At 43.1% G+C, this 20,649-nt stretch carries 22 protein-coding genes; 5 read left to right on the forward strand and 17 right to left on the reverse strand.

Features of this window, described 5'->3' with window-relative positions; genetic code table 11:
* The 9 genes from CLV51_RS19200 to CLV51_RS19235 all read right to left on the reverse strand — a co-directional run bounded on the left by CLV51_RS19200 (nt 1) and on the right by CLV51_RS19235 (nt 6,999).
* Nucleotides 1-303: a PAAR domain-containing protein gene (locus CLV51_RS19200; RefSeq protein ID WP_106529704.1), complete on the reverse strand. Its 303-nt coding sequence runs from the start codon at nt 301-303 to the stop codon at nt 1-3.
* Between the two features lie 16 nt (nt 304-319).
* The gene (gene vgrG / locus CLV51_RS19205; RefSeq protein ID WP_106529705.1) at nt 320-2,134 is read right to left on the reverse strand and encodes a type VI secretion system tip protein VgrG; all 1,815 of its coding nucleotides are present in this window, start codon (nt 2,132-2,134) and stop codon (nt 320-322) included.
* Entirely contained in the window at nt 2,134-2,811 is a 678-nt protein-coding gene (locus tag CLV51_RS19210; protein ID WP_106529706.1) for a CIS tube protein, read from the reverse strand. The genes vgrG and CLV51_RS19210 overlap by 1 nt, the downstream gene beginning before the upstream one ends.
* Nucleotides 2,808-2,975: a DUF5908 family protein gene (locus CLV51_RS29380; RefSeq protein WP_170115340.1), complete on the reverse strand. Its 168-nt coding sequence runs from the start codon at nt 2,973-2,975 to the stop codon at nt 2,808-2,810. Before CLV51_RS29380 ends, CLV51_RS19210 begins: the two co-directional genes overlap by 4 nt.
* Nucleotides 2,976-2,978: 3 nt before the next feature.
* Entirely contained in the window at nt 2,979-3,452 is a 474-nt protein-coding gene (locus tag CLV51_RS19215) for a phage tail protein (protein WP_106529707.1), read from the reverse strand.
* An 83-nt stretch (nt 3,453-3,535) separates the two neighbouring features.
* Nucleotides 3,536-3,991 (reverse strand): phage tail protein, encoded by a 456-nt coding sequence (locus tag CLV51_RS19220; protein ID WP_106529708.1) that lies wholly within the window; start codon nt 3,989-3,991, stop codon nt 3,536-3,538.
* 53 nt (nt 3,992-4,044) lie between these two features.
* Complete coding sequence (locus CLV51_RS19225) at nt 4,045-5,547, reverse strand: phage tail sheath family protein (protein ID WP_106529709.1); 1,503 nt, start codon at nt 5,545-5,547, stop codon at nt 4,045-4,047.
* Between the two features lie 18 nt (nt 5,548-5,565).
* Complete coding sequence (locus CLV51_RS19230; RefSeq protein ID WP_106529710.1) at nt 5,566-6,393, reverse strand: hypothetical protein; 828 nt, start codon at nt 6,391-6,393, stop codon at nt 5,566-5,568.
* A 36-nt stretch (nt 6,394-6,429) separates the two neighbouring features.
* Entirely contained in the window at nt 6,430-6,999 is a 570-nt protein-coding gene (locus CLV51_RS19235; protein WP_106529711.1) for a Pvc16 family protein, read from the reverse strand.
* 187 nt (nt 7,000-7,186) lie between these two features.
* Here CLV51_RS19235 and CLV51_RS19240 point away from each other — a divergent pair, with 187 nt between their 5' ends.
* Nucleotides 7,187-9,325: a glycosyl hydrolase family 18 protein gene (locus tag CLV51_RS19240; RefSeq protein ID WP_106529712.1), complete on the forward strand. Its 2,139-nt coding sequence runs from the start codon at nt 7,187-7,189 to the stop codon at nt 9,323-9,325.
* Between the two features lie 21 nt (nt 9,326-9,346).
* On the opposite strand, the gene CLV51_RS19245 is transcribed toward CLV51_RS19240, so the two are convergent.
* Nucleotides 9,347-9,778: an LIC_13387 family protein gene (locus CLV51_RS19245; protein WP_106529713.1), complete on the reverse strand. Its 432-nt coding sequence runs from the start codon at nt 9,776-9,778 to the stop codon at nt 9,347-9,349.
* 239 nt (nt 9,779-10,017) lie between these two features.
* Here CLV51_RS19245 and CLV51_RS19250 point away from each other — a divergent pair, with 239 nt between their 5' ends.
* Nucleotides 10,018-10,614, forward strand: coding sequence for a porin family protein (locus tag CLV51_RS19250; protein WP_106529714.1), 597 nt, complete (start codon nt 10,018-10,020; stop codon nt 10,612-10,614).
* A gap of 66 nt (nt 10,615-10,680) precedes the next feature.
* On the opposite strand, the gene CLV51_RS19255 is transcribed toward CLV51_RS19250, so the two are convergent.
* A complete protein-coding gene (locus tag CLV51_RS19255; RefSeq protein ID WP_106529715.1) occupies nt 10,681-11,277 on the reverse strand; it encodes a dihydrofolate reductase family protein in 597 nt (198 codons plus the stop codon).
* Between the two features lie 361 nt (nt 11,278-11,638).
* Between CLV51_RS19255 and CLV51_RS19260 the strand changes: the two genes are divergently transcribed.
* The 3 genes from CLV51_RS19260 (at nt 11,639) to CLV51_RS19270 (ending at nt 15,166) form a co-directional block, all read left to right on the forward strand.
* On the forward strand, nt 11,639-12,619 hold the full coding sequence (locus CLV51_RS19260; RefSeq protein ID WP_106529716.1) for a GlxA family transcriptional regulator: 981 nt from the start codon (nt 11,639-11,641) through the stop codon (nt 12,617-12,619).
* Between the two features lie 52 nt (nt 12,620-12,671).
* Nucleotides 12,672-13,505 carry an alpha/beta hydrolase gene (locus tag CLV51_RS19265; RefSeq protein ID WP_106529717.1) on the forward strand — a complete coding sequence of 278 codons (834 nt, stop codon included), beginning with the start codon at nt 12,672-12,674 and terminating at the stop codon, nt 13,503-13,505.
* Between the two features lie 86 nt (nt 13,506-13,591).
* Nucleotides 13,592-15,166, forward strand: coding sequence for an eCIS core domain-containing protein (locus CLV51_RS19270; protein ID WP_106529718.1), 1,575 nt, complete (start codon nt 13,592-13,594; stop codon nt 15,164-15,166).
* A gap of 45 nt (nt 15,167-15,211) precedes the next feature.
* Here CLV51_RS19270 and CLV51_RS19275 read toward each other — a convergent pair whose 3' ends face one another.
* From CLV51_RS19275 to CLV51_RS19300, 6 genes are all read right to left on the reverse strand, one after another.
* The gene (locus CLV51_RS19275) at nt 15,212-15,988 is read right to left on the reverse strand and encodes an ABC transporter permease (protein ID WP_106529719.1); all 777 of its coding nucleotides are present in this window, start codon (nt 15,986-15,988) and stop codon (nt 15,212-15,214) included.
* Between the two features lie 123 nt (nt 15,989-16,111).
* Nucleotides 16,112-17,065, reverse strand: coding sequence for a TolB family protein (locus CLV51_RS19280; protein WP_106529720.1), 954 nt, complete (start codon nt 17,063-17,065; stop codon nt 16,112-16,114).
* A gap of 28 nt (nt 17,066-17,093) precedes the next feature.
* Nucleotides 17,094-17,579 (reverse strand): nuclear transport factor 2 family protein, encoded by a 486-nt coding sequence (locus CLV51_RS19285; RefSeq protein WP_106529721.1) that lies wholly within the window; start codon nt 17,577-17,579, stop codon nt 17,094-17,096.
* Nucleotides 17,580-17,651: 72 nt separating this feature from the next.
* A complete protein-coding gene (locus CLV51_RS19290) occupies nt 17,652-18,521 on the reverse strand; it encodes a helix-turn-helix transcriptional regulator (RefSeq protein ID WP_106529722.1) in 870 nt (289 codons plus the stop codon).
* A 53-nt stretch (nt 18,522-18,574) separates the two neighbouring features.
* Nucleotides 18,575-18,955 carry a chorismate mutase gene (locus CLV51_RS19295; RefSeq protein ID WP_106529723.1) on the reverse strand — a complete coding sequence of 127 codons (381 nt, stop codon included), beginning with the start codon at nt 18,953-18,955 and terminating at the stop codon, nt 18,575-18,577.
* A gap of 74 nt (nt 18,956-19,029) precedes the next feature.
* Complete coding sequence (locus CLV51_RS19300; protein WP_106529724.1) at nt 19,030-20,616, reverse strand: arylsulfatase; 1,587 nt, start codon at nt 20,614-20,616, stop codon at nt 19,030-19,032.
* Nucleotides 20,617-20,649: the final 33 nt, after the last annotated feature.

The following is a 20,649-nucleotide window of genomic DNA, read 5'->3' on the forward strand; positions in this document are numbered from 1 at the left end:
TTAACCTCCTATCATTACAGTGGGACATCCAATAGCAATACTACCACCATGTGCGGTGGTATCACCCATGCGTACTGCAGGGCGGCCACCTATCATAACAGTGGCTGATCCTTTGATAGCTGAATCCGGCGGGCCTACACAGGTGCAGATATCACCCACTACAGATGCCGGCATTCCACCTATCAGTACCGTGGGCATACCCGGCCCCACAATAGGCCCCCCTACATGCGGAATTGGCGGAATGCCCGGCTGTACAAGCGGGCAGGTATGCATATCTGAAAGCCTTGCTGCAAGTTGTCCCATAGTTGTTGTTAATTGTTTAGTTAATCATTACCATCGATCCTTGTATCGTTGTTGTTGCAGAAGAAGAAAGCGTAGCAGAAGTATTTCCGGTGGCCGTAAAGGTCATCTGAGCTGAATTGCTGATCGTACTGCCGCTTACCTCCACAGCGTTGGTAGCAGCAACATTGATAGACGCCGCACTGAGCTTGAGCTGTCCGGTGGCCTGCAGTGTCATGTCGCTGGCACTGTTTATGGTGATCCCACTGGAAGACATGGTAATGGTATTACTGCTCTGATCCTTCAGGAGAACCTCTTGCGTTTGATCATTCAACGTAACACTATTACCTCCGGGTGTAATGATGGTCAGGATCTTGTTCTCATCATCAAAAGTGATCTTCAGCTGACTTTTGGTATAGATGGCTTTGATGTAATTGTTATTGTCGGCCGGTGTAATCGGAGGTGTTTTCATTTTGCTGTACAAAGAGCCCATGATCACAGGAAAGCGGGGATCGTTTTCCACGAATGCCACTACCACTTCATCACCTACTTCCGGATAAAAGTAAGCACCTGCACTGGCGGTGGCGTAAAAAGTAGATAACCTCGCCCAGGTACCTTGTTGCCCGGTGGCGGTAGAGGCAAGCATTACCTGCACGCGGTATTCTGCGCCGGGGTCATCTGATATAGCTACCACAGTACCCAGTTGAAGGCCTTGTATACATGGCAGTTGCCCGTTTGCCGGTGAATAGGAAAAATTTTCCCGTTCAAAAATGGGTTTACTGTGCAGACCAAATTTTACGTTGGAAGTCCATACGCCTTCTACCATGGTATGCGTTACTGCCGATACATAAGCGGAGCCGTTAAAGCGGGCGCCTACACCTGCCAACGTGATCAGCGTATTGGGCAGCACAGTGGCATTGCCCATAAAAGATACTTGTCCGTGAATAGTTTCCAGCCGCATACGCAGCAAGGTACTATTGGCCCATGCCTGTAATGTTTCCTGTGCCAGCGGAGAATTTGATACCAGTTGTATAGCTGTTTGATTCAATGCACTGGCCATTGTATTTACTGTAATGTTACCCTGTGCATTCAGACTGGGTTCTGCTGCATTGGAAGTGATCATGGCTTGTGTTTGCGGGTCCCATGCAGCAGCGCTGATGGAAGGCACTTGTCTTTCTGCACTAACATTGGCATCAAAGTGAATCAATGATTCTCCAAAGGCTACTGATACTACGGGCGACCCACTAACTAGTGGAGGCCCTGCTACTATTTCATTTCCGGCTACCGGTAACGATACTACGAAGCCGTTAAATTCTGCACGGGACAAAATGAAATCCCAGTCGGTAGCAAATTTCTGGAACACCAGCTCATTAACAGCGGAGGTGCTTTCTATATTTCCGGTAAGACCATCGCCACTGATAACGGTAGACATAATAGCGCTATCCGTTTGGTTCATGAACACCGCATCTTTTTTGGTGATGGTCATTGATACCGCCGAATGTTTGGCGGTGATGACCAACCGAAAGCCATCGTCTGTGGCCCTGATGGACTGGGTAACTACCACGCCCGTGAAAAGGAGGTCTTCACCTGAATTACCATAACCGGCAGTAATGCTCAGGGTATTACCAGGTATAAAATAGGTGCTGTCACTCGCCGGAAAATCTCCTATTTTACCCGTAGAAGCTTTGGCGGTAGTACCATCTGAAAGCACGATTTCTGCATAAGAAATTCTGTTGAGCTCATGGTGTATCTTCACAGAGATCACGGGAAAAAGATACTGTATAGCAGTGCCGTTTGCCGTGACGGTATATCGCAGGGTAGGATCTGCTACGTTATTAGGTACAATTGCTGTCATCACTGTTTCTTTAGAGGCGGAAAATAGAGTTCGTCACCGGGTTTAATATCATGTATACTATTCAAACCATTTACCCTGGCTACTTCCAGGTAGTATCCCGGTTCGCCGTAAATGCGGTAAGTCATTAGTGGTAAAGTATCACCTGCCAGCACGGTGCGCATATGTGTGAGATCAGGAGACGATACGCCTGCTTCCTGTATTTTTGTAAGGAAGGCTACCGACTCAATGATAGTGAGTTTGATTGTTGCACGTAAGGCGGTACCGCTAGGACTGAACAGGGTATAGCTGATTTTTACATTTTTGCATACACCACTGAAGATAGTGGTACCCCAGGTTATTTTCAGGAAGTTGGGCCGGTGATCAACACCCTGGTAATTGTATACCACATTCATCACCTTATCTATGTAACCTTCCACAGTGAGGCCACCGGGGATAGGTATTACACCGGTTCCATCTACCAGCAGTTCCAGGTCGAAATTGCCCGATTCCATGCTGCTGAATATCTGCGTAGGTGCTACTGCACCTTGTTCACCTGTATTTTTATAATTTATGGTATAGTTACGGGTGTACGTAGCAGGATTGAGCACAGCACTTACGCTGCCAATTAATCCGCTGGTACCGGTAGTACTTGAATAGCCTGCAATTAATAATTTGGTAACTGCGCCGGGTGAAGTCATCTTACAGGTAAATTCTCTATGGTAGTAATTAGTTTATCCATACATTCCCTTACTATCTTTTCTTTCAGGGCTTGCAGGTCATTAGTGCCTGGTTGAGTGGTGCCCTGCGAGGGATGTTCTCCTACGGTGACTTTAATCACCAGTTCTCTTATTTCAAGCGGCATAACTCAGGCGATTTGTTGAAAATAATCGTAACAAAGTTCCAGTGTTTCCAATGCAATTGTATTTTCCTGTGCTTTGAATTCTGATATTTTGAGGGCTACCGGATAAGCATTTACAAATTGCCAGGAGGCTACCGTGCTGCGGTTGGCATTCATCAGGGTTACTACCACAGGTACGGGTTTAAAGCTGAAAAGATTGATGCTTTTTTGTACCCAGTTGATCAGCATAGATCCGGTGAGCATGCCCCTTTTAAGTACAAGGTTGCCATATTTAGGTGGCTGCGGCAGGCGATGTGTAAACCTGTTTTCTCCTCCTTCCTTTACTTCAAGTGGCGTAATAGTGGCCGTTAGTCCGCTTACTTCCTGGAAGTTGCCTTCATTGCTGCCGGTAATACCCGGCACATTTACCCTGAAATAAAACCCCACTGGTGGATAATAGGCGGCCTGTGATGATGGTGGTGGTGGCGGCGGAATCGGCATGACAAATAAATATTAGTGCATGAATAAAATCACCACCCTCAATCCCTGCTGTTAAGGAGGAATTGAGGGGTGGTGGCTCTTTTTTATTTTGTTAAGTGCAGCCCTTCATGTGCTACTTCCATGGTTTCTACTGCTACTTCATTCGCATCAGATTTCATGTCGGTTACTGTCATCTTGCAGGGGAATGCATTGGTAAGTGTCCAGTTCATAGCAGCGGTGCCGGTTTCATCGAGCAGGCTGATTACGATAGTAGAACGCTTAATGGTATTCATCTTGATGAGATCATAGTTATCCCATAAGGTAGTATCTCCTTTAAAAATGCCTTTTTTCAATGTGATGTTATTGAATTTTGCGATGCCGGGCATTTTAACAACAGAGTATACAGGGCTGCTACCACCGCGGTATTCTATTACCTGTGTTTCAGAGGTAAGTCCTGTTACTTCCTGGAATATAATCTCCTTGCCATCCCACATTAATTTGAAAGAAAACTTTACCATAGGCCAGGTGGCCTGTGATTGTTTTGAGCCGTCATCTGCCATAATTGTAAGTTTTAAAAGTTATCAATTAGATGATTAGTTATTGATTATTTGAATTAAGATTGTTGCATCTGCTGTTGGAAAGTGATAATGATGAATTCCGCAGGACGCGTGAGCGCTACCTTTACAGTAATCAGCATCTGACCATCCAGGATGTCCTGTGGTGTCATGGTAGCACCCAATCCTACCTGTACATCAAAGGCCTGTTCAGGTGCTGCCCCTGCGAGCGCGCCCTGCTTCCAGAGATTGGAGAGGAAGTTGTTGATCATGCTTTTTACGGTGACCCAGGTAGTAGCATCATTGGCTTCAAATACATAAGCACGGGTAGCCAGCTTCACGGATTGCTCAATCATGATGAGGGTACGTCTTACGTTGATATACCGCCAGTCCTGGCTGTTGCCGTCCAGTGTTCTTGCACCCCATACAAGCGTGCCCACACCTGTAAAAGGTCTGATGGCATTGACGGATTTACCCGCCATCATATCCACGTTCAGATTTTTTTGTTCTTCGGCAGAGATATTGATAGTGGGTGATGTTACCATGCTGATGGATACGTTGGCCGGTGCTTTCCATACCCCCCGCGCATTATCTACCATTGTATAAATGCCGGCCATAGCACCACTGGGTGGTAGTTCATTCATTTGTGCCCGTACTTCATTGAGTATGTGCACATACGTAGGACTCGCAGCACTCAATGATTGATGGTAATTCTTTTTAGTGCTTTTATCCGGTGTGGCGTTTGCTTTGAATTTAGTGATGATGGCAGCAACAGCAGGCTCCTGTAATAATGTTGCCAGGTCTACACTGGCATCCAGGTTTTCAAAAGTTACTTCATCGGGTTGTACGATGGTTGTTTTGAGCCAGGGATGGTAGGCGGTACCATAGTTGAGTGAGTTCACCCCGATCTGGTCGCGGAAAGCAGTTACAACATCTGTCAGTACATCCGAAGGTTGTTGTTTCACGAGATCAAAAATTCCCATACGGCTTTGCATAGTGGCGCAGTGTTGTAATACCTGCGTGTATACAGACGTATAGATGTCTGCCCCCAGTGCAATGATATCCGGAATTACTATCAGTGTAGGTTCTACTTCTTTTTCAAGCAGGGTAAATACATTTGGTTTGCTGTCTGAACCAATGAAATCATCAGCAGCAATAGGGAATCCGTCGGGTTGACTACCATAGGTGCCCACGGATAAAATATAACAGAGACTTCCGCCGTTTCCAAAGAACAGCCGGATACTGTTATAAAAATAGGCTGTGTTGTTGTCTTTAATCTTTACTACCGTAGCTTTTCCGTTGATGTTGAATGTTTCCTGTTTCAACTTCGGATCTGCATCCGCCAGCAAAAATTTCGGACTGAACTCACTGCCAAAATGTTCCAGGTATTCCGCAAAGGAAGTAAGCCTGGTAGGTTTGTGAAGCAGGGATTTTCCATTCCTTTCCGCTTTTTGGGTATAGCCTATAAACACAGGCACAGCAGTTTCCACAGCGGTAATGGAACTGGGGAATGCATTTTTCTCCTCTATATAGACCCCTGGGGTCATGAAGGTTGATGCCATATTAAGGTGATTTTGTGATTAGTATAAAAATATTTCCGAGTATGCTTTATCGTTAGTCTGTAATACTGTTCCTGCGGCCGAGATCCTGTCGATTTCCGGCGTAGGGAGCAGGGAGATGATGACCTTGTACTTATCTTTTTCTTCCGGTAACTGATCAGCTAATTTGAGCAGGTAAGGAGTTCTTTTTGTTAAGGATATTGGCTGATTGGAAATAAGTACAGGAACCTTGCTTTTGCCTGCAACGTCTGCCAGTTGCGGCGTATTAAAATACACTGCCCCATTGGCTTCCAGTATAACAGGATTGGCCAGGGACGCCAGTTGATCACTCATCAGAAAATAGCACCAGTAGGTGCTTTTAGACTGAAAACGGATGTAATAGGTATCCTGTAAAGTTTCATTCAGTTGTAATGTGAGCTGACCAAGTGGTTTTACAAAAAATGTTTCCGGCAGGGTGTTCAGTTCACACAAATCATCTGCACCTACATAAGCGGCCTTATGTAATACACCGGCGGCATTACCGGGGGCATTACTGAAAATAAATATTTGCTCCGTGATAGCGGATGTACTTACCTGTGTGTAATTATAAAACAAAGAATCTTTCAATACCACTTCAAATGTGAGGGTAATGTTACTTTGTAGCATATCCTTCCTTGTGCGCCCACTGCCAGACAGAGTATTATACAATAATACAATTCCTGCCGGTTGCTGTTTCAGCACCAGGTCTTCATTCAACAGTTGTCTGCCGGCAGCAGCAGATATACGGATCCCGATACCTTCATAGGGTTGGGCCTGAAGAAAAGTGTGACGATAATGGATAGTAGTCAATATTTCATATCGCTGTTTCATTTTTGGTTTTCATCTGTATAAATATAATACCTATTATCAGGCAGGTAATGCATTTCCCACGGTACCAACAATTGGAGGCCTGTATTCTTTAATGATCGAATCATCGAATGTAAGCATGCGCACTTTATACAAAACTGATGGCATGTACTTGGCGCCCAGGGTGGTCCACATACTGTTTAATCTATCCGGGCCCGGACTCTCCATTTCAAAAGCCAGTTTGTTGATACCAGGGTCCAATGAAGGGGTGTTCTGTACGGAAAAAATGCTTTTAGATTGAAAAAACGCGATGGTAAAGGACAGGAAGCGTAGGGCTTCCGCATAGTTATTGCCACTGAAGTAAGCTGCACACAATACATACAGATTGATGCTTACCGGCGCTGCGGTAGCGGTAAACACGCCTGCATTGTTTTTTGCGGCGCCCATTCCTGCGGCTTCTTTTTCTACATTAATAAGTGTAATGATCACCTTGTTCTCGCCTTGTATAGCAGAAGAACCATCCTGGTTGACTAATCCACACAATATCACTTTATCCTCGTTAATCTGTAGTTTTCGCTTGAGGCTATTATTTATTTCTTCGGTAATACAACTTAGGGCTTCATAAATCATTAGTATAATATTTTAAGCTTACCGTATGAGGGTAAACGTGCAGCATAAAATATTCGGATAAAGAATGGCTATAATTTTGAGATTGCTAGTCTGAGTTCTTGAAGTTACCACAATATAAATTCAAAAAAATAATTTTAATAATTTTATTTAGAAATTATTTCTCTATCTTTTGCTATCACAATCACCTATGGTTCCCGCTCCAAAAATAGCCGCCCGGATTATTGCATGTTTAATATTGTTCCTCTGCAAAGTTACCGTTTACGGGAACAGCAGCCACTTATACCCGATCGTTAATGTAGAATTCCAGGTAGCCCTACCTAAGGCGCCAAAACCGCCAAAGTCGCCACAATTACCGAAGCCGCCAAAAGTAGCCATTGATACTGCTGTGAATACCAAGCTCATACAGCGTATACTGAAGGCATTCCGTTTCCGTCATAATGCACGGGTAAATGAAAAAGAGCGGGTGATCGAAATCATCAATCAAATACTGACCGATTCACTGGTCGTTACCAAGGGTGACATCATCATGCTGAACGAAGCACTGACGAAAAGAGAGAACCAGCAATTTGATTCACTGATGTCATTATTAAATGCCATTGCTGTCAGTCACGCCACAGAACCGGTTAAGCCGGCAACAGATTCCGGTGGCAAAAAAATAGTGCAGGAGCCGGATAAAACAGTGCCGGGCACAGATCTTAACGCATTGGTGGAAAAGATGATACCCATCTTACGGAAAAAGGGGGAGGAAGAAGAAGCCGAAAAAATAAAAGAAGAACATATGAAGGCGATCCGCTCCCTGTATGGGCGGCCGGTCGATCAGGTAGATACCCTGCGCCTCAGTGATAGCATAGGCGCCAGGTACCAGTTACGCCTCTCCCAAAAAATAAATGTAACCGGTGTTCACCCTTACTGGATGGAACCGGATTATACCGGGTATAATTATAACGCGCTTTCTACTTTCAGCTTCCTGGGTTACCTGGTAGATGGTAAAAGCGGTGATATACATCCGGCATTCCAGGAAAACCAGGTGAAGTCTATACCCGACGCCCTGGCAGCAGGGTGTAACCTGCAATTGCTTTTTTTTGATAAGAAAACCAGCAATATACTCGCGCTCTTAAAAAATACAGATGCCCAGGTGAATTTTGTGGATACCCTCGCACACTTGCTGCAACAACAAAAAAGTGACGGTGTAACGATCTATTTCCAAAACCTGCCCGCTCATCAGCGCCAGGATTTTACCCGCTTTATCACCTTTTTATCCGGATCTCTCAGGAGTGCAAATAAAAACTACAAGGTAAATATTGTAGTACCTGCCTACGATAAATTTTTTAACTATGATCTGCGCGCTTTACGCCCCTATGTAGATTATTTTGTAATAGATTTTACACAGGCAACGGGCCATACGGCCGGGTCTTTATCGCCATTGGATGGAGACCCCATGCAATCCCTGTACGGAGCCGTATCGGGTTACACGCAGGGAGAGGTGCCACCGGGAAAACTTTCGTTACTGCTACCTTATTATGGTGCGGTATGGAAAAAGGGAGTACATGGCCATCCGGATGTATTTAGCCGGTATGTGAGTTACACTGATATCCGTAAACAATATCCTTCGGATACAATCCCTATGTTTGATGAAAGTTCTGCTACCTTTTTTATTGAAGTAAAAGATCAGTATGGAGAGGTAAAAGAAGAGATATGGTTTGATGATGGCATCAGTATGTCCATGAAATATGATTTTGTGCTGAAAAAAGGATTGGGAGGCGTTACTATCTGGACACTGGGTGTAGACAAAGGCTATACAGATCTATGGGATGCACTGGTAGATAAATTTGTAGTGACGGACACCCTTTTCCTGGATACTGTTTCGCTGCGGCCACCCATCCCCCAGCACCTTACCCTTTTTCAAAGGATTAAACGGGAACTCAATATTTACGCTATTTTATTCCACGATCCCTGTAGCATTGACGTTTCGCAATATGAAGGGGATACTTATTTTATTTACATCGCATTTTCCTTCCTGGGACTTTCCCTCGTTAGTGGCGGTGCCTATTTTTATTTTGTAAGAGTAAATGGAGAAGGCTGGAAATACCGGAAGAAGATGCTGATCCTGCTCATCTTGCTGATCCTGCTTTTGGTGGTCAGTACCTTCATGGCCTTTTTCCTGAATAAAAAACTGGATTTCGTGGGGATCAGCAGTGTCCCCGGCCGTTGTCATAGTGTGCCACTGGTGAATGTACTGATCATCCTGGGTATAGGGTTTGTGCTGGGACTGCTGATCATGCATTTCCTGTTACAGCCTTTACTTAAAAAGGATGATATGCCTTAAAATAGTGTTGCCATCAGGCATTTACGGCGCCACCTGCTTTTTTAACTGTATCACCGCAGCCAGCGTAAAAAGTGCCGCGAGTAAAGTATTGCAGGCTGCAAATGGAAAGAAGTAAAAAAATTCATCTATAGACCACACAAAAAGGGCAATAGTGATAGTCACTGTCATTTTATAAGCCAGTGAGCCGCTGTTGGTGAGTGCACCCGAAATAAGCCAAAGCATTACTGCCAGCAGCAACAAAGCAATGGAGGAGGCATAGCTGAATCCTTCATAGTAATCGCCCATACTCCTGATACTGCCCATAAAAGGAAAGCGGTGGTCGGTCATCTGACTAATGACCGCTTGTTTTACCGGATCAGTGGCTTGTTTCCACGTGCATTGCCCAATGGAATGTCCGGCCAGATGGAAGAGCATCAGACCTGCGGCGATCCGGAGTAGTAATTTTGGTTTCATTAAGCGGGAATTTGAATGTCAGGTAAGTGATAGTGTTATGGTAAGTGAAATTAACTTTTTTTAACGGGACAACAATCCGGGATAATATTAATCATCCGTAAGGTGGTTATATGGTAATGGTTTGCAGAGGAAATTCCGGGCATGATAGTGAAAAAAAGGGGAGTCATCTATTAGTGGCTGTTCCGCCACAATAGTTACAGTATCCCCCCGTTTCTTTTATAGTTTTTAAAAATTAAACTATGAAAAAACGTGTACTACTATCCGTGACAATGATGCTCTTTATCTTTTCTGCAACGATAGGGCAAGGATTACATTACGGCGTGAAAGCGGACCTGAACTTATTTAAAATTAACGGAAACGGTATTACTTCAGCGATGAATTTAGGCGGGAGATTTGGTGTTTTTGCTACCTATGATTTCACAAAAAAATGGGGGCTGCAACCTGAATTATTGTTTTCGCAGGCCAGTGCAAAACGGGGAGATGATTTCAGCGTTTATTACGTTTATTCCAACAAACCAGATGCTAATAAAAATATTAAGCTAAGCTATATTACTATCCCGGTATTGTTGCGTTACAATATTAACCGGCTGTTTACTATCAATGCAGGACCGCAGTACAGCTTTCTTTGTTATGATAATGAGAACCTGTTGCTGAATAACAGGCCAGCTTTTAAACGCAACGATTTTGGATTGGCAGTTGGTGTAACGTTGTCTGTAGATAATTTTAATTTCTTTGGCAGATATGTGTATGGGCTCTCGAATGTAAATAATATTGATGACCGCTACGAATGGAAAACACAACAGGCGCAGATTGGAATAGGGGTGAAGATTAAATAACATTCATAGAGAATGGTTCTGCGGGGCAGTTCGCAGGAACTGCCTTTTTTATTGGAACATTCAGTTTTAGCAGATATGTAATTGGAAGTGATCATGCAGCTGATAATTAAGTATCACAACGCCGGAACTCAATGTTTTTGTGTTAAGGAACGTCATATCCACTTTATCGCCGGCCTTTTCAAATAAAGGTTTTCCTTTTCCTAAAAGAATCGGGTGTACTAAAAGGTGATATTCATCAATCAGGTCGAGTTGATGGAGCGTTTTTACGATGCTTCCACTGCCGTATATCACCATATCCTTGCCAGGTTGTTGTTTCATGGTGTAGATTTCTTCCCGTATGTTTTCTTTTATCAGCCTTGCATTTTTCCATTCCACCGTTTCCAGGGTTCTTGAAAAAACAATTTTGGTGTAGCTGTTCATCATTTCGGCATATTCAATGTCCCGGTTGTTAGCGGCCTCATATTTAGCGAGCAAAGGCCAGTAGTTAGCCATTGCCTGGTAAGTTACCCGGCCCAGTAAAATAGTATCCATTTTTTTTAGTTGTTCATAAGCGTTCCTGGCCATTTCTTCATCCCAGCTTTTAAAATGCCAGTCCAGTGCTGCATGTGGATCTGCCATGAAGCCATCCAGCGAAATATTCATGGATACTATTACTTTTCTCATGTAGTGTAACGATAGTTTATCACGGGCGCTGCAGATTGCCTGGTGGTTGAAATAACTGCATAGTCTGTTAGGGACTACTAATAACCAGGTCAGACACTTCAGTATGCCGAATTATTTTGAGTTTTAATATTTTTGCGCTCCAGGTACAAATGTACCCCCGGCAGATAAATTTTATGGCGTGCAAATACGACTTATTAAGGGGTGGATTGCGACTTTTGCTTACCTTTAATGTATATCAAAGCCTGGTTTAAGCCTGATTAAAGGCCAGTATAAGTCAAGTTGATGGGTAGTATTCATGACGCCGTATACCGCAAATATGTCATCATTATCATCTGCCAAAAAATTAAATTCATATTTAAAGATGAAACACGTATCTATTCTGGTGCCTAACGAGGCCGTTTTAGCAAGTATTTCAGACCCCCGCTACATGTTTACCGCGGTGAATGAGTTTTTAGAAGCGGCAGGTAAGCCTCAGATGTTCGATGTGCAAATGGTAGGTCTCACAAAAGAAGTACAGTTAAACAAAGGAGCATTTACGGTGCATGCGGATGTGTTATTGAAAGATGTAAAGAAAACAGACCTGGTGTTTGTGCCTGCATTAAGTGGTGATCTGAAGGCCGCCCTGGAAGTGAATAAGGCGTTTATTCCCTGGATTATCGAACAATACGAAAATGGGGCAGAAGTGGCCAGCCTTTGTATCGGTGCTTTTTTACTGGCATCAACCGGTTTATTAAATGGCAAGGAATGTTCAAGTCATTGGAAAACCGCTAACGAATTCAGAGAAATGTTCCCCGAAGTGAACCTGGTAGATGGCAGGATCATCACAGAAGAACATGGCCTTTATTCAAGTGGTGGCGCCAATTCTTACTGGAACCTGCTGGTATATCTTGTTGAAAAATATACCGACCGTGAAACCGCCATTATGGCTTCCAAAGTTTTCGCTGTAGAAATAGACCGCAAGAGCCAGTCGCCTTTCATTATGTTTAACGGGCAAAAAAAGCATGAAGATAAACCGATCAAGGAAGCGCAGGAATTTATTGAGAACAATGTGGCAGATAAAATATCAGTGGAAGATTTAGCGATACAATTTGCCATCGGAAGACGCCATTTTGAAAGACGCTTTAAGAAAGCCACTAACAATACACCGGTAGAATACATACAACGGGTGAAAGTGGAAGCTGCCAAAAAACAACTGGAAACCAGCCAGAAAAATGTGAATGAAGTGATGTATGATGTGGGTTATGCAGACACCAAAGCATTCAGAACAGTTTTTAAAAAGATTACAGGTTTATCTCCCATTGATTACCGGAATAAATATAATAAAGAAGCGTTTGTGGCGTAATACATGCAGCTGTTCAGCAATGCCAACCTTTAGCAGTCAACCAAAACAAAATATGAAAACATCCGTAATATTATCCGCGCTCCTGTTTGCAGGTAACATGGCCATGGCGCAGCGTACCGTATCCACAGAAAAAAATGAACACAACCCCTTTGTGCTCGGCATCGTAGACAAAATTGAATCTGTTCAGCTGGCAGAAACACGCACGCTGAATATCTATTTACCGGAAGATTATGATAAAGACACGGCTACCACTTATCCGGTTGTTTATCTTTTAGACGGATCTGCCAATGAGGATTTTGTACATATTGCCGGACTTGTTCAGTTTTTAACCACCATTAAGGTAATGCCTCCTTCCATTGTGGTTGGGATAGCAAATGTAGACAGGAAGCGGGATTTTACACATCCGACTACCGTTAAAAAGGATTTGAAAATTTTGCCTACATCCGGAGGATCGCAAAAGTTTATGTTATTTATAGAGAAAGATTTACAACCTTATATCCAGCAAAATTACAGGACCAATGCGCAAAAAACGATTATTGGTCAATCCCTGGGAGGCCTTTTGGCAACAGAAATATTGCTGAAGAAACCGGATCTTTTTGATAATTATTTGATTGTGAGTCCCAGTTTGTGGTGGAACGACGAATCTCTGCTGTCAGAGGCAAAGGCGCTGTTGCAAATACATGCAAAAAAGAGTATCAGGGTGTATGTTGCCCTGGGAAACGAGGGCCTGCAAATGAAGCGGGATGTTGATAAGTTTGTCGATATACTTCAAACGGACGCCGATAAGCAAATAAAAGTAACCTATACTACTTTCCCGGATGAAAGCCATCTGACGATATTGCATCGTAGCATTTATAAGGGTTTTGAGGTATTGTATCAGCAATAAATGATGCATCCGGGATGAAGGTTATTACTAATTGCGCTTCTTAAATAAAATCCGTAAATTAATATCCGATAACCACTTTCCCCATCATGCAGCAACCCCGTGATAAAGCTTTGCCTGCTAATGTTGCTACCAGCCACCCTGTAGCGCAGGAGGCCAATGCAACAGGTATTGCATTGCCGGCGGTAGACTCGCTGCAGCGGATGAAAGCCAATAACACAGGGCTTCCGGATACTTTGAAAAACGGTGTAGAAGCGCTCTCCGGGTTTGCAATGAATGATGTACGGGTACATTATAACTCTGATAAACCAGCCCAGCTGCATGCATTGGCCTATGCGCAGGGTCCTGATATACATATAGGCCCGGGGCAGGAGAGACATTTGCCACATGAAGCCTGGCATGTAGTGCAGCAAAAACAGGGAAGGGTACAGGCTACCATTCAAACAAAAAGTAATGTAAATATTAATGATGATGCAGGATTGGAAGCAGAAGCGGATGTGATGGGGGCTAAAGCCAATACAGTTACCCAACATAAAAGCGATGGTACCATGCATATGCCATCCCCTATGCTTTATAATAATACAGTTCAGTTAGCGCTGACTACAATGGGAGGGAAGTGGACGGCCGGAAAATATGCACTTACCAGGAATCTTTTAGATGTGAACGATGTGATTGGTTACAGAGGCGTAGAAATGCAACTCGTTTTTGAACCGGGAGATAGCGTGGATGCAAAGCAGATAGTGCTGACGCAGGCAGTTAAAACACATAAAGATAACAGTCCTTATATTACGCCTAAAGAAAACTACGCAGGCAGAACAGTAGAAGAAGGGAAGCCCGGCGCCGGTTACCGGATAGATAATGACCCTTATCACGTATCACCTGTTTATCATTCTACTGGTCTGGAAGGTGAAACCGCAAAGGAAGGAAACAGGACCCTGGCAGATACCACATTTGGCAGTACAGAGGAAGACTTGCGTTCTGGTTTTGCAGGCTATCATTATATTGCTGAAGATTCAGGAGAACTGGAAAAATGTAATGCCGGACTTGTGGATTCGCCATCAATAGAGGGCGCAAAAAAGAACTCCGGCCATACTTTTGAAACAACTGCATTAGCTACAGAAGGTAAAGATACAGGCACCTATTACGGCAGTGTGGAATGGGGTTGGAAGACAGATAACGCAGGACAACATACATTACTTGATTTTAAAGTACTTTCCAATGGTACTCCAACTCAGAACTTCGTAGAAAGTGCCAAAGTATGGAATAAACAAAGCGTAAAATTCACCGATGCAGCACTGGAAAGTTTAAGGCAGGGAAAAATAAAGGACCCGGCCATATTTAAATCTGTTAAGCGGATGCCTCCAAAAGATGCTGTTTTCCCAACTATAAAACTACCAATACCCACTCAGCTCGACATAACCTGGATCAAAGAAATGTACCATGAGTTTTCGGACGCACCTCATGTAATGGAGGAATATAGTAGTATGCTAATGGACGGATTTCAAGGTATGGATGCGGGAACCAAAGCCACATGTATTGCACATCTTAAAGCTGCAAAAACGGCAATACTGAAAGGTGTGAAGGATCCTGTGGAAGCCTACGAAATTAAACTCCTGGTGCAGGCAAACAAGATTAATGACTTTGTGATAGTGAATGGAAGTTAGCGGACAAGCTTAAAGTCGGAGGCTTCCCGGTTCATTGCAAAATTATTATCCCTTCGCTTTAAGCTGGTATATATTCCGGAAGCCCAGTAATATAGCCACTATAAAACAGGCAACAGCACTTACCAGGAGTGTGGACAAATCATCCGGATGTTTGCTGAAGTCAGTAACGAAAAACAACGTAGTGTACATGTAGGGGTAATAAATAATTTTGTCCCAGTCCATCAAAATAAGACCGGCAATCCATAATCCCATTCCAGTTCCCAGGGGAATTGTGAAGTTGCGGAATCTTGTACTGAGCCAGTATTGAATAGCTGCCACACCTAAAATGCCGGTATATATCCTGGTGGTTTGAATGGCCATCGTATCCCATGGGATAGCACCGGCATAAAAGGCATAACCAGGTTGAAACGAATGAATGACAAAGGCCGAAGTGAGCATAAATACATTAAAAAGCAACAGGAAGCCAATGATCAGCGCCTGGATAACCAGGAATTTAGAGAAAAATATATCCGCATATTTCCTTGGCATAGCATACACCTGTTTCCAGGTAGCGTTGCGGTATTCAATCTGTAATAGGAGGCTGGTCAGCAGGATAACAAAAAGTGGAAGAATGGCGCTGGCAGTATTTTTCCAGTTGAACCGGAGAAAAGTAAGCCATGGATCTACCTTAAATTTGGCCATCATTATATCGGGCCTTTGTAAACATATCAGGCAGTTAATAGCCGGTACAAAAGCCGCCGCCAATAATGTTAACCATAGCGCTGCCGTTCTCTTTGTTTTCAATAATTCAGCCTGCACATTTGATAAAAAAAGTATTCCCATGGATCATCATTTTATAATTTAACAGTAGTAACAAAACTGTAAATAATATCCGTGGGAAAAATAAAAATTCAACCAAATGGTTGAATTTTTATATGAAGAGGCATTGGTTATGAGTAAGCAATATTACTGATTCCGGATAAGGGAGAAATCTATGTAATAAATATCTCCCAATCCGTTTCCTGCGCTTTTTATTCTTCGCTCAAACGGCTGTATATCCGTTCGTTGCGGCAATGCACCATTCACTTTGTTTCTTGTGCTGCCGAAGAAAAAGTACTTTCCGTCGCGCGTAACTTTGGGCGACCATTCCGTCGCAGTAGAGTTAACCGGAATATTTAGTTTTTTTGCTTTGCTCCAGGAACCGTTGTGACGATGGCTGATATAAAGATCTCCATGGATGATTCCTTTGGGAATAGTGGCCATATAGATCAGGTAACTTTCATCCGGGGCAATAAAAGGCTCATATTCATTATCGGCGGTATTAATTGAGTCGCCCAGATTTTCCGGTGTGGTATATTTTCCATTGATGAATTTACTGGAATAAATATCTGAAGCACCTTTTCCTCCTGCTCTTCCTGAGCCAAAATACAGTGTACCATTATCTGCAACAGTTGGATAAAACTCGCTGGCGCTGCTGTTAATGATAGTATCTAAATGAACCGGAGCTCCCCATCCGGATGCAGTGCGGTCCGTTTTCCAGATATCCCAATCTGCTTTGGCGGAATCGCCTTCATGAACCGGCCGGTCGGACACAAAGTATAATGTATTGCCATCTTTGGTAACAAACGGGTCTACATCTACATAACGCCCTGAAAAGGAAACTATTTCCGGGGCCGACCAGGTATCATTGCTGTGATAAGATACGCAGATGGTGCAGGCGTTCATATCAGGTGTACATTTTAAAAAATAAACAGTGTCTCCGGATGGCGAAAAGGCGGGATGCGTTTCATAATCACCTGTACTGATAATTCCTTCTGCAAACAGTGTGGGTACTTTAGCAAAAACAGGGCTTTTGTTGGCAGTTTGATGGGTACATGAAATAATAATAAATAGTGCAGGTATTATTTTAAACTTGTTCATTTATGGGTGATTTCGGATAAGGATAAATTTATTTTACGGCTGTAATCTGGGCCTGTACACACCACCATCTGCCTTTTTCTTTTATATAAGTATCTGTGTAAACAGTTTTTCCCTGCATTAACTTTCCGTTTTCTAACCACGAGTAAAAAGTGTTTGATCTGACTAATGCCATCTCTCCAAAAATCCTTATTACTTCATCTTTATATGTAAATGATTTATCGACCTTGTCATTCCAGCCATGGGCCCATGCTTTCATGTATTCATCGCGATTAACAATTTTCCCGGACATGGATATGTAGACGAAATCGGGATGAATAATTTCATTATGACTGGCCACATCGTTGGTCATGAAGTTTTTAATAAACTTTGCATTTAATGCGCTGAGTTGTTCCTTGTCTGTGAGCAGTGATTTGTTTTCCATTGTAGTCTTTTGTGCAGGAATGGTGTCATGGTATGGCAGTATGGCAAGTAATGAAAACCGGCAGATGTACAAAAAGAGGAAGACTGATTTCATTATAAATAGTATTGATAATGAAAACAAGGTAGCCGCTTATGCCGACGGGGAACTTAGAAATCTTGCTAATTTTTACCTGGAAAGGCTTTTATACCTGGAAGGAGGGACTTTGAACTTTTTGGTAAAGGCGGCTGAAAAATAATCTGTATTGCTGAAACCTGATGAAAAACAAATGTCCATGATGGGCATATCAGAATGTTTTATCAGCATAGCTGCATGTTTAAACCGTACTTCCTGCAGGTATTTATGGGGCGGTAAACCGGTGAAACTTTTAAAAAGACGGCTGAGATAAAAAGGGCTTACATAACAATACCTGGACAATCGAAGCAGGGAGATGTCTTCCGGAAAATGTTCATTCATATATGCTTTGGCCCTTTCAATAGCGGTAAGGTGATTTGTTTTACCGGTAGAGGAGGGCAGTATATCCAGTGGTTTATTAGTGATCTCTTCTATTATCTGTTTAAGCAGTTCCAGTACCAGCGTATCTATTTCCAACCGGCCACTTTCATGGATGCTTTGTAATACCTGGTAATGCAGGTAATCTATCGCAGCCGTGGATGACAGCATCCTGGCTAATATATTTTTGTTGGAGAAAAAGGACACTTTCCCCAGGTTGTATTCTTCCGTGATAGCAGCGTAAAAATCATCTGTGAAATTAAAAATGGAACATTGTCCGGGTGCGGGGTGCAGGCTATATTCGTAATTGGGTTTATCAATAACAAGCCTGCCGGTGTGCATTTCGTAGGATTTATTACATAGGTCAAATGTAAACTGGCCACTGCGGACCAGCACAAAACAAAGACAATCATTATATCCTTTGCTGTTTGTTTTGTTGCCGGCATAATCAAAAGTCCAGTCTTTCACCTGGTAGAAGTCGCCCTGGTAAGTATAATGGCTGATTATCTTATCAGGGGAAATGCTTTGATTGTTATTATAGACCATGATATTTTTTTGCAGAAGATTTCCTACCACATTTTTTATACATCATCATCCTGTCAGTGTATAATATTCCGTTCGATGCGCAAACTTTCTTCATGAATAGCATTCATGAATTCGGTTATAAATTCTTCGGACAAGCCCTCCTTTTTACCTGCTATAATACGCGGTTCCATCATTTGTTTAAAACGATCCTGCTGGAGCGCAGGCATATGATGTGCTACCTTATACACGCCTACTTCTTTTACCACTCTTTCCCGCTCTCCCAGTATGGCTATCAGTTGTTTGTCGAGTGAATCTATCTTTTGACGATATACCTGCAACGCGTTCTTTGATGTATCCGTTGTTTTGTCCGGAAGCGATTGTGCCAATGAGGTGCTGCCTATTAATAAACATATTCCAAACGTAAGTTGAAATGGCTTAAGCCATATAGGATTCATATAGTTTTTATTTAGTAGCAAAATACAGTTATTTGGATAAATGTATCTGAAAAAGATGTCATAAACCGGAAAGTTTAAGGCAAATCCACAACCCCTACTTTAGCAGCCCAGGCATTGTATTCCTGTTGAAGCTCCTGAACTTTGGCGGGGTACTGCTGTGCGATATTATTTGTTTCGGTCCTGTCTTTTTCCATATCGTACAGTTCCCAGGAAACGCCTTTTTCGGCCACCAGTTTCCATTTGCCTTTTCTAATGGAGCGACTGCCCTCATGTTCCCAGCAAATGGCTTTATGGTCTTTAAATGGTTTGTTGTGAAAAGCGTTGGTGAGGGATATACCTTCAAGTGGTTTCAGTTTTCTTGTTTTGAATGTAGCAGGATAATCTATTCCGGCTATATTCAGACAGGTGGGCATTATATCAATCACATGTGCGGCCTGTGTATTGATAGTGCCTGCTTTAATAACGCCGGGGAAGTAAGCAATGAAAGGAGTAGCGATGCCGCCTTCATGCATATTTTTTTTGAATAACCGGAAAGGCGTGTTGCTCACGTTGCCCCAGGGAGTTTCATAGCTGTCTATGGATGCCACTGAGCCCGGGGTGCCTGATTTTTGGATGACGTAGTTCCAGTTTTTAACGTCGTCTGCACTACCACCATTATCGGAAAGGAAGATGATCAGTGTATTTTCCTCTTTCTTTATCGTTTTCAGCTTATCTAAAAGCTTGCCTATCTCTATGTCCATACGATCTATCATAGCAGCGTAGATGGCCATTCTTGTGTCCCAGCTTTCTTTTTCTTTTGCGGATAAGGTGTTCCATGCCGGCACTTTTTCATACCGGGAAGAAAGCTGCCATTCTTTTTTCAGGAGTCCGGCTGCCATTAATTTTTCATATCGTTTTTCCCGCAGCGTATCCCAGCCGCTTAAATACTTTCCTTTATAACGGGCAATATCTTCCGGGAGGGCCTGTAGTGGCCAGTGTGGTGCATTGTAAGCCACATAGAGGAAAAAGGGATTGTCTTTATTCTTTTGTTCTTCCAGGGCATCCAGTGCAAAGTTGGTAATGGCCTGTGTTAAATAAAGGGAAGTATCTTCGCGTACTATTTCTTTGTTGCCCAGCAGGAAGGTCACTTTCCGGCCATCGTTATACAAAGGTTTGGAATTAAAATAGCTGCTTCCGTTATTCTGCAGTGTAAAAGATTTATCGAAACCCCGGTTGCAGGCCCATGCCGATGGTACCAGTCCAACATGCCATTTACCGGAAATAATTGTTGTATAGCCGGCTGTTTTCAGCAATTCGGCAATGGTAGCACAGCTATCGTTCAGATAGCCCTGGTAGGCAGGATAACCTCTGTCCTGTATCATGTCTCCTACGCCTGCCTGATGAGGATATAAGCCGGTCAGCAAAGCAGCCCTGGAAGGGCAGCATCTCCCGGCATTATAAAACTGGTTCATGATGAGGCCGTTCTTTGCAAGCTTGTCCAGGTGAGGTGTATGAATCTCCGAGCCGAAGCTGCCCAGATCAGAAAACCCCATATCATCTGCCACTATGATGATAATATTGGTTTTTTTAACTGCCTTCTTTTGTGCATAGATTTGCGATGAAATTAATAACAGGCCCGGAAGTACAAGGAGTACGAATCTGGAAATTATCTTTTTGATCATATTAATTATTGGGTAGGGCATCAGTATTTACAA

The sequence above is a fragment of the Chitinophaga niastensis genome (assembly GCF_003014755.1).
Lineage (GTDB): Bacteria > Bacteroidota > Bacteroidia > Chitinophagales > Chitinophagaceae > Chitinophaga > Chitinophaga niastensis.

Bases quoted from the DNA above. Each gene is read 5' to 3' on its own strand.
- CLV51_RS19200 (WP_106529704.1), bottom strand. From the start codon at position 303: ATGGGACAACTTGCAGCAAGGCTTTCAGATATGCATACCTGCCCGCTT.
- vgrG (WP_106529705.1), bottom strand. From the start codon at position 2,134: ATGACAGCAATTGTACCTAATAACGTAGCAGATCCTACCCTGCGATAT.
- CLV51_RS19210 (WP_106529706.1), bottom strand. From the start codon at position 2,811: ATGACTTCACCCGGCGCAGTTACCAAATTATTAATTGCAGGCTATTCA.
- CLV51_RS29380 (WP_170115340.1), bottom strand. From the start codon at position 2,975: ATGCCGCTTGAAATAAGAGAACTGGTGATTAAAGTCACCGTAGGAGAA.
- CLV51_RS19215 (WP_106529707.1), bottom strand. From the start codon at position 3,452: ATGCCGATTCCGCCGCCACCACCACCATCATCACAGGCCGCCTATTAT.
- CLV51_RS19220 (WP_106529708.1), bottom strand. From the start codon at position 3,991: ATGGCAGATGACGGCTCAAAACAATCACAGGCCACCTGGCCTATGGTA.
- CLV51_RS19225 (WP_106529709.1), bottom strand. From the start codon at position 5,547: ATGGCATCAACCTTCATGACCCCAGGGGTCTATATAGAGGAGAAAAAT.
- CLV51_RS19230 (WP_106529710.1), bottom strand. From the start codon at position 6,393: ATGAAACAGCGATATGAAATATTGACTACTATCCATTATCGTCACACT.
- CLV51_RS19235 (WP_106529711.1), bottom strand. From the start codon at position 6,999: ATGATTTATGAAGCCCTAAGTTGTATTACCGAAGAAATAAATAATAGC.
- CLV51_RS19240 (WP_106529712.1), top strand. From the start codon at position 7,187: ATGGTTCCCGCTCCAAAAATAGCCGCCCGGATTATTGCATGTTTAATA.
- CLV51_RS19245 (WP_106529713.1), bottom strand. From the start codon at position 9,778: ATGAAACCAAAATTACTACTCCGGATCGCCGCAGGTCTGATGCTCTTC.
- CLV51_RS19250 (WP_106529714.1), top strand. From the start codon at position 10,018: ATGAAAAAACGTGTACTACTATCCGTGACAATGATGCTCTTTATCTTT.
- CLV51_RS19255 (WP_106529715.1), bottom strand. From the start codon at position 11,277: ATGAGAAAAGTAATAGTATCCATGAATATTTCGCTGGATGGCTTCATG.
- CLV51_RS19260 (WP_106529716.1), top strand. From the start codon at position 11,639: ATGAAACACGTATCTATTCTGGTGCCTAACGAGGCCGTTTTAGCAAGT.
- CLV51_RS19265 (WP_106529717.1), top strand. From the start codon at position 12,672: ATGAAAACATCCGTAATATTATCCGCGCTCCTGTTTGCAGGTAACATG.
- CLV51_RS19270 (WP_106529718.1), top strand. From the start codon at position 13,592: ATGCAGCAACCCCGTGATAAAGCTTTGCCTGCTAATGTTGCTACCAGC.
- CLV51_RS19275 (WP_106529719.1), bottom strand. From the start codon at position 15,988: ATGGGAATACTTTTTTTATCAAATGTGCAGGCTGAATTATTGAAAACA.
- CLV51_RS19280 (WP_106529720.1), bottom strand. From the start codon at position 17,065: ATGAACAAGTTTAAAATAATACCTGCACTATTTATTATTATTTCATGT.
- CLV51_RS19285 (WP_106529721.1), bottom strand. From the start codon at position 17,579: ATGAAATCAGTCTTCCTCTTTTTGTACATCTGCCGGTTTTCATTACTT.
- CLV51_RS19290 (WP_106529722.1), bottom strand. From the start codon at position 18,521: ATGGTCTATAATAACAATCAAAGCATTTCCCCTGATAAGATAATCAGC.
- CLV51_RS19295 (WP_106529723.1), bottom strand. From the start codon at position 18,955: ATGAATCCTATATGGCTTAAGCCATTTCAACTTACGTTTGGAATATGT.
- CLV51_RS19300 (WP_106529724.1), bottom strand. From the start codon at position 20,616: ATGATCAAAAAGATAATTTCCAGATTCGTACTCCTTGTACTTCCGGGC.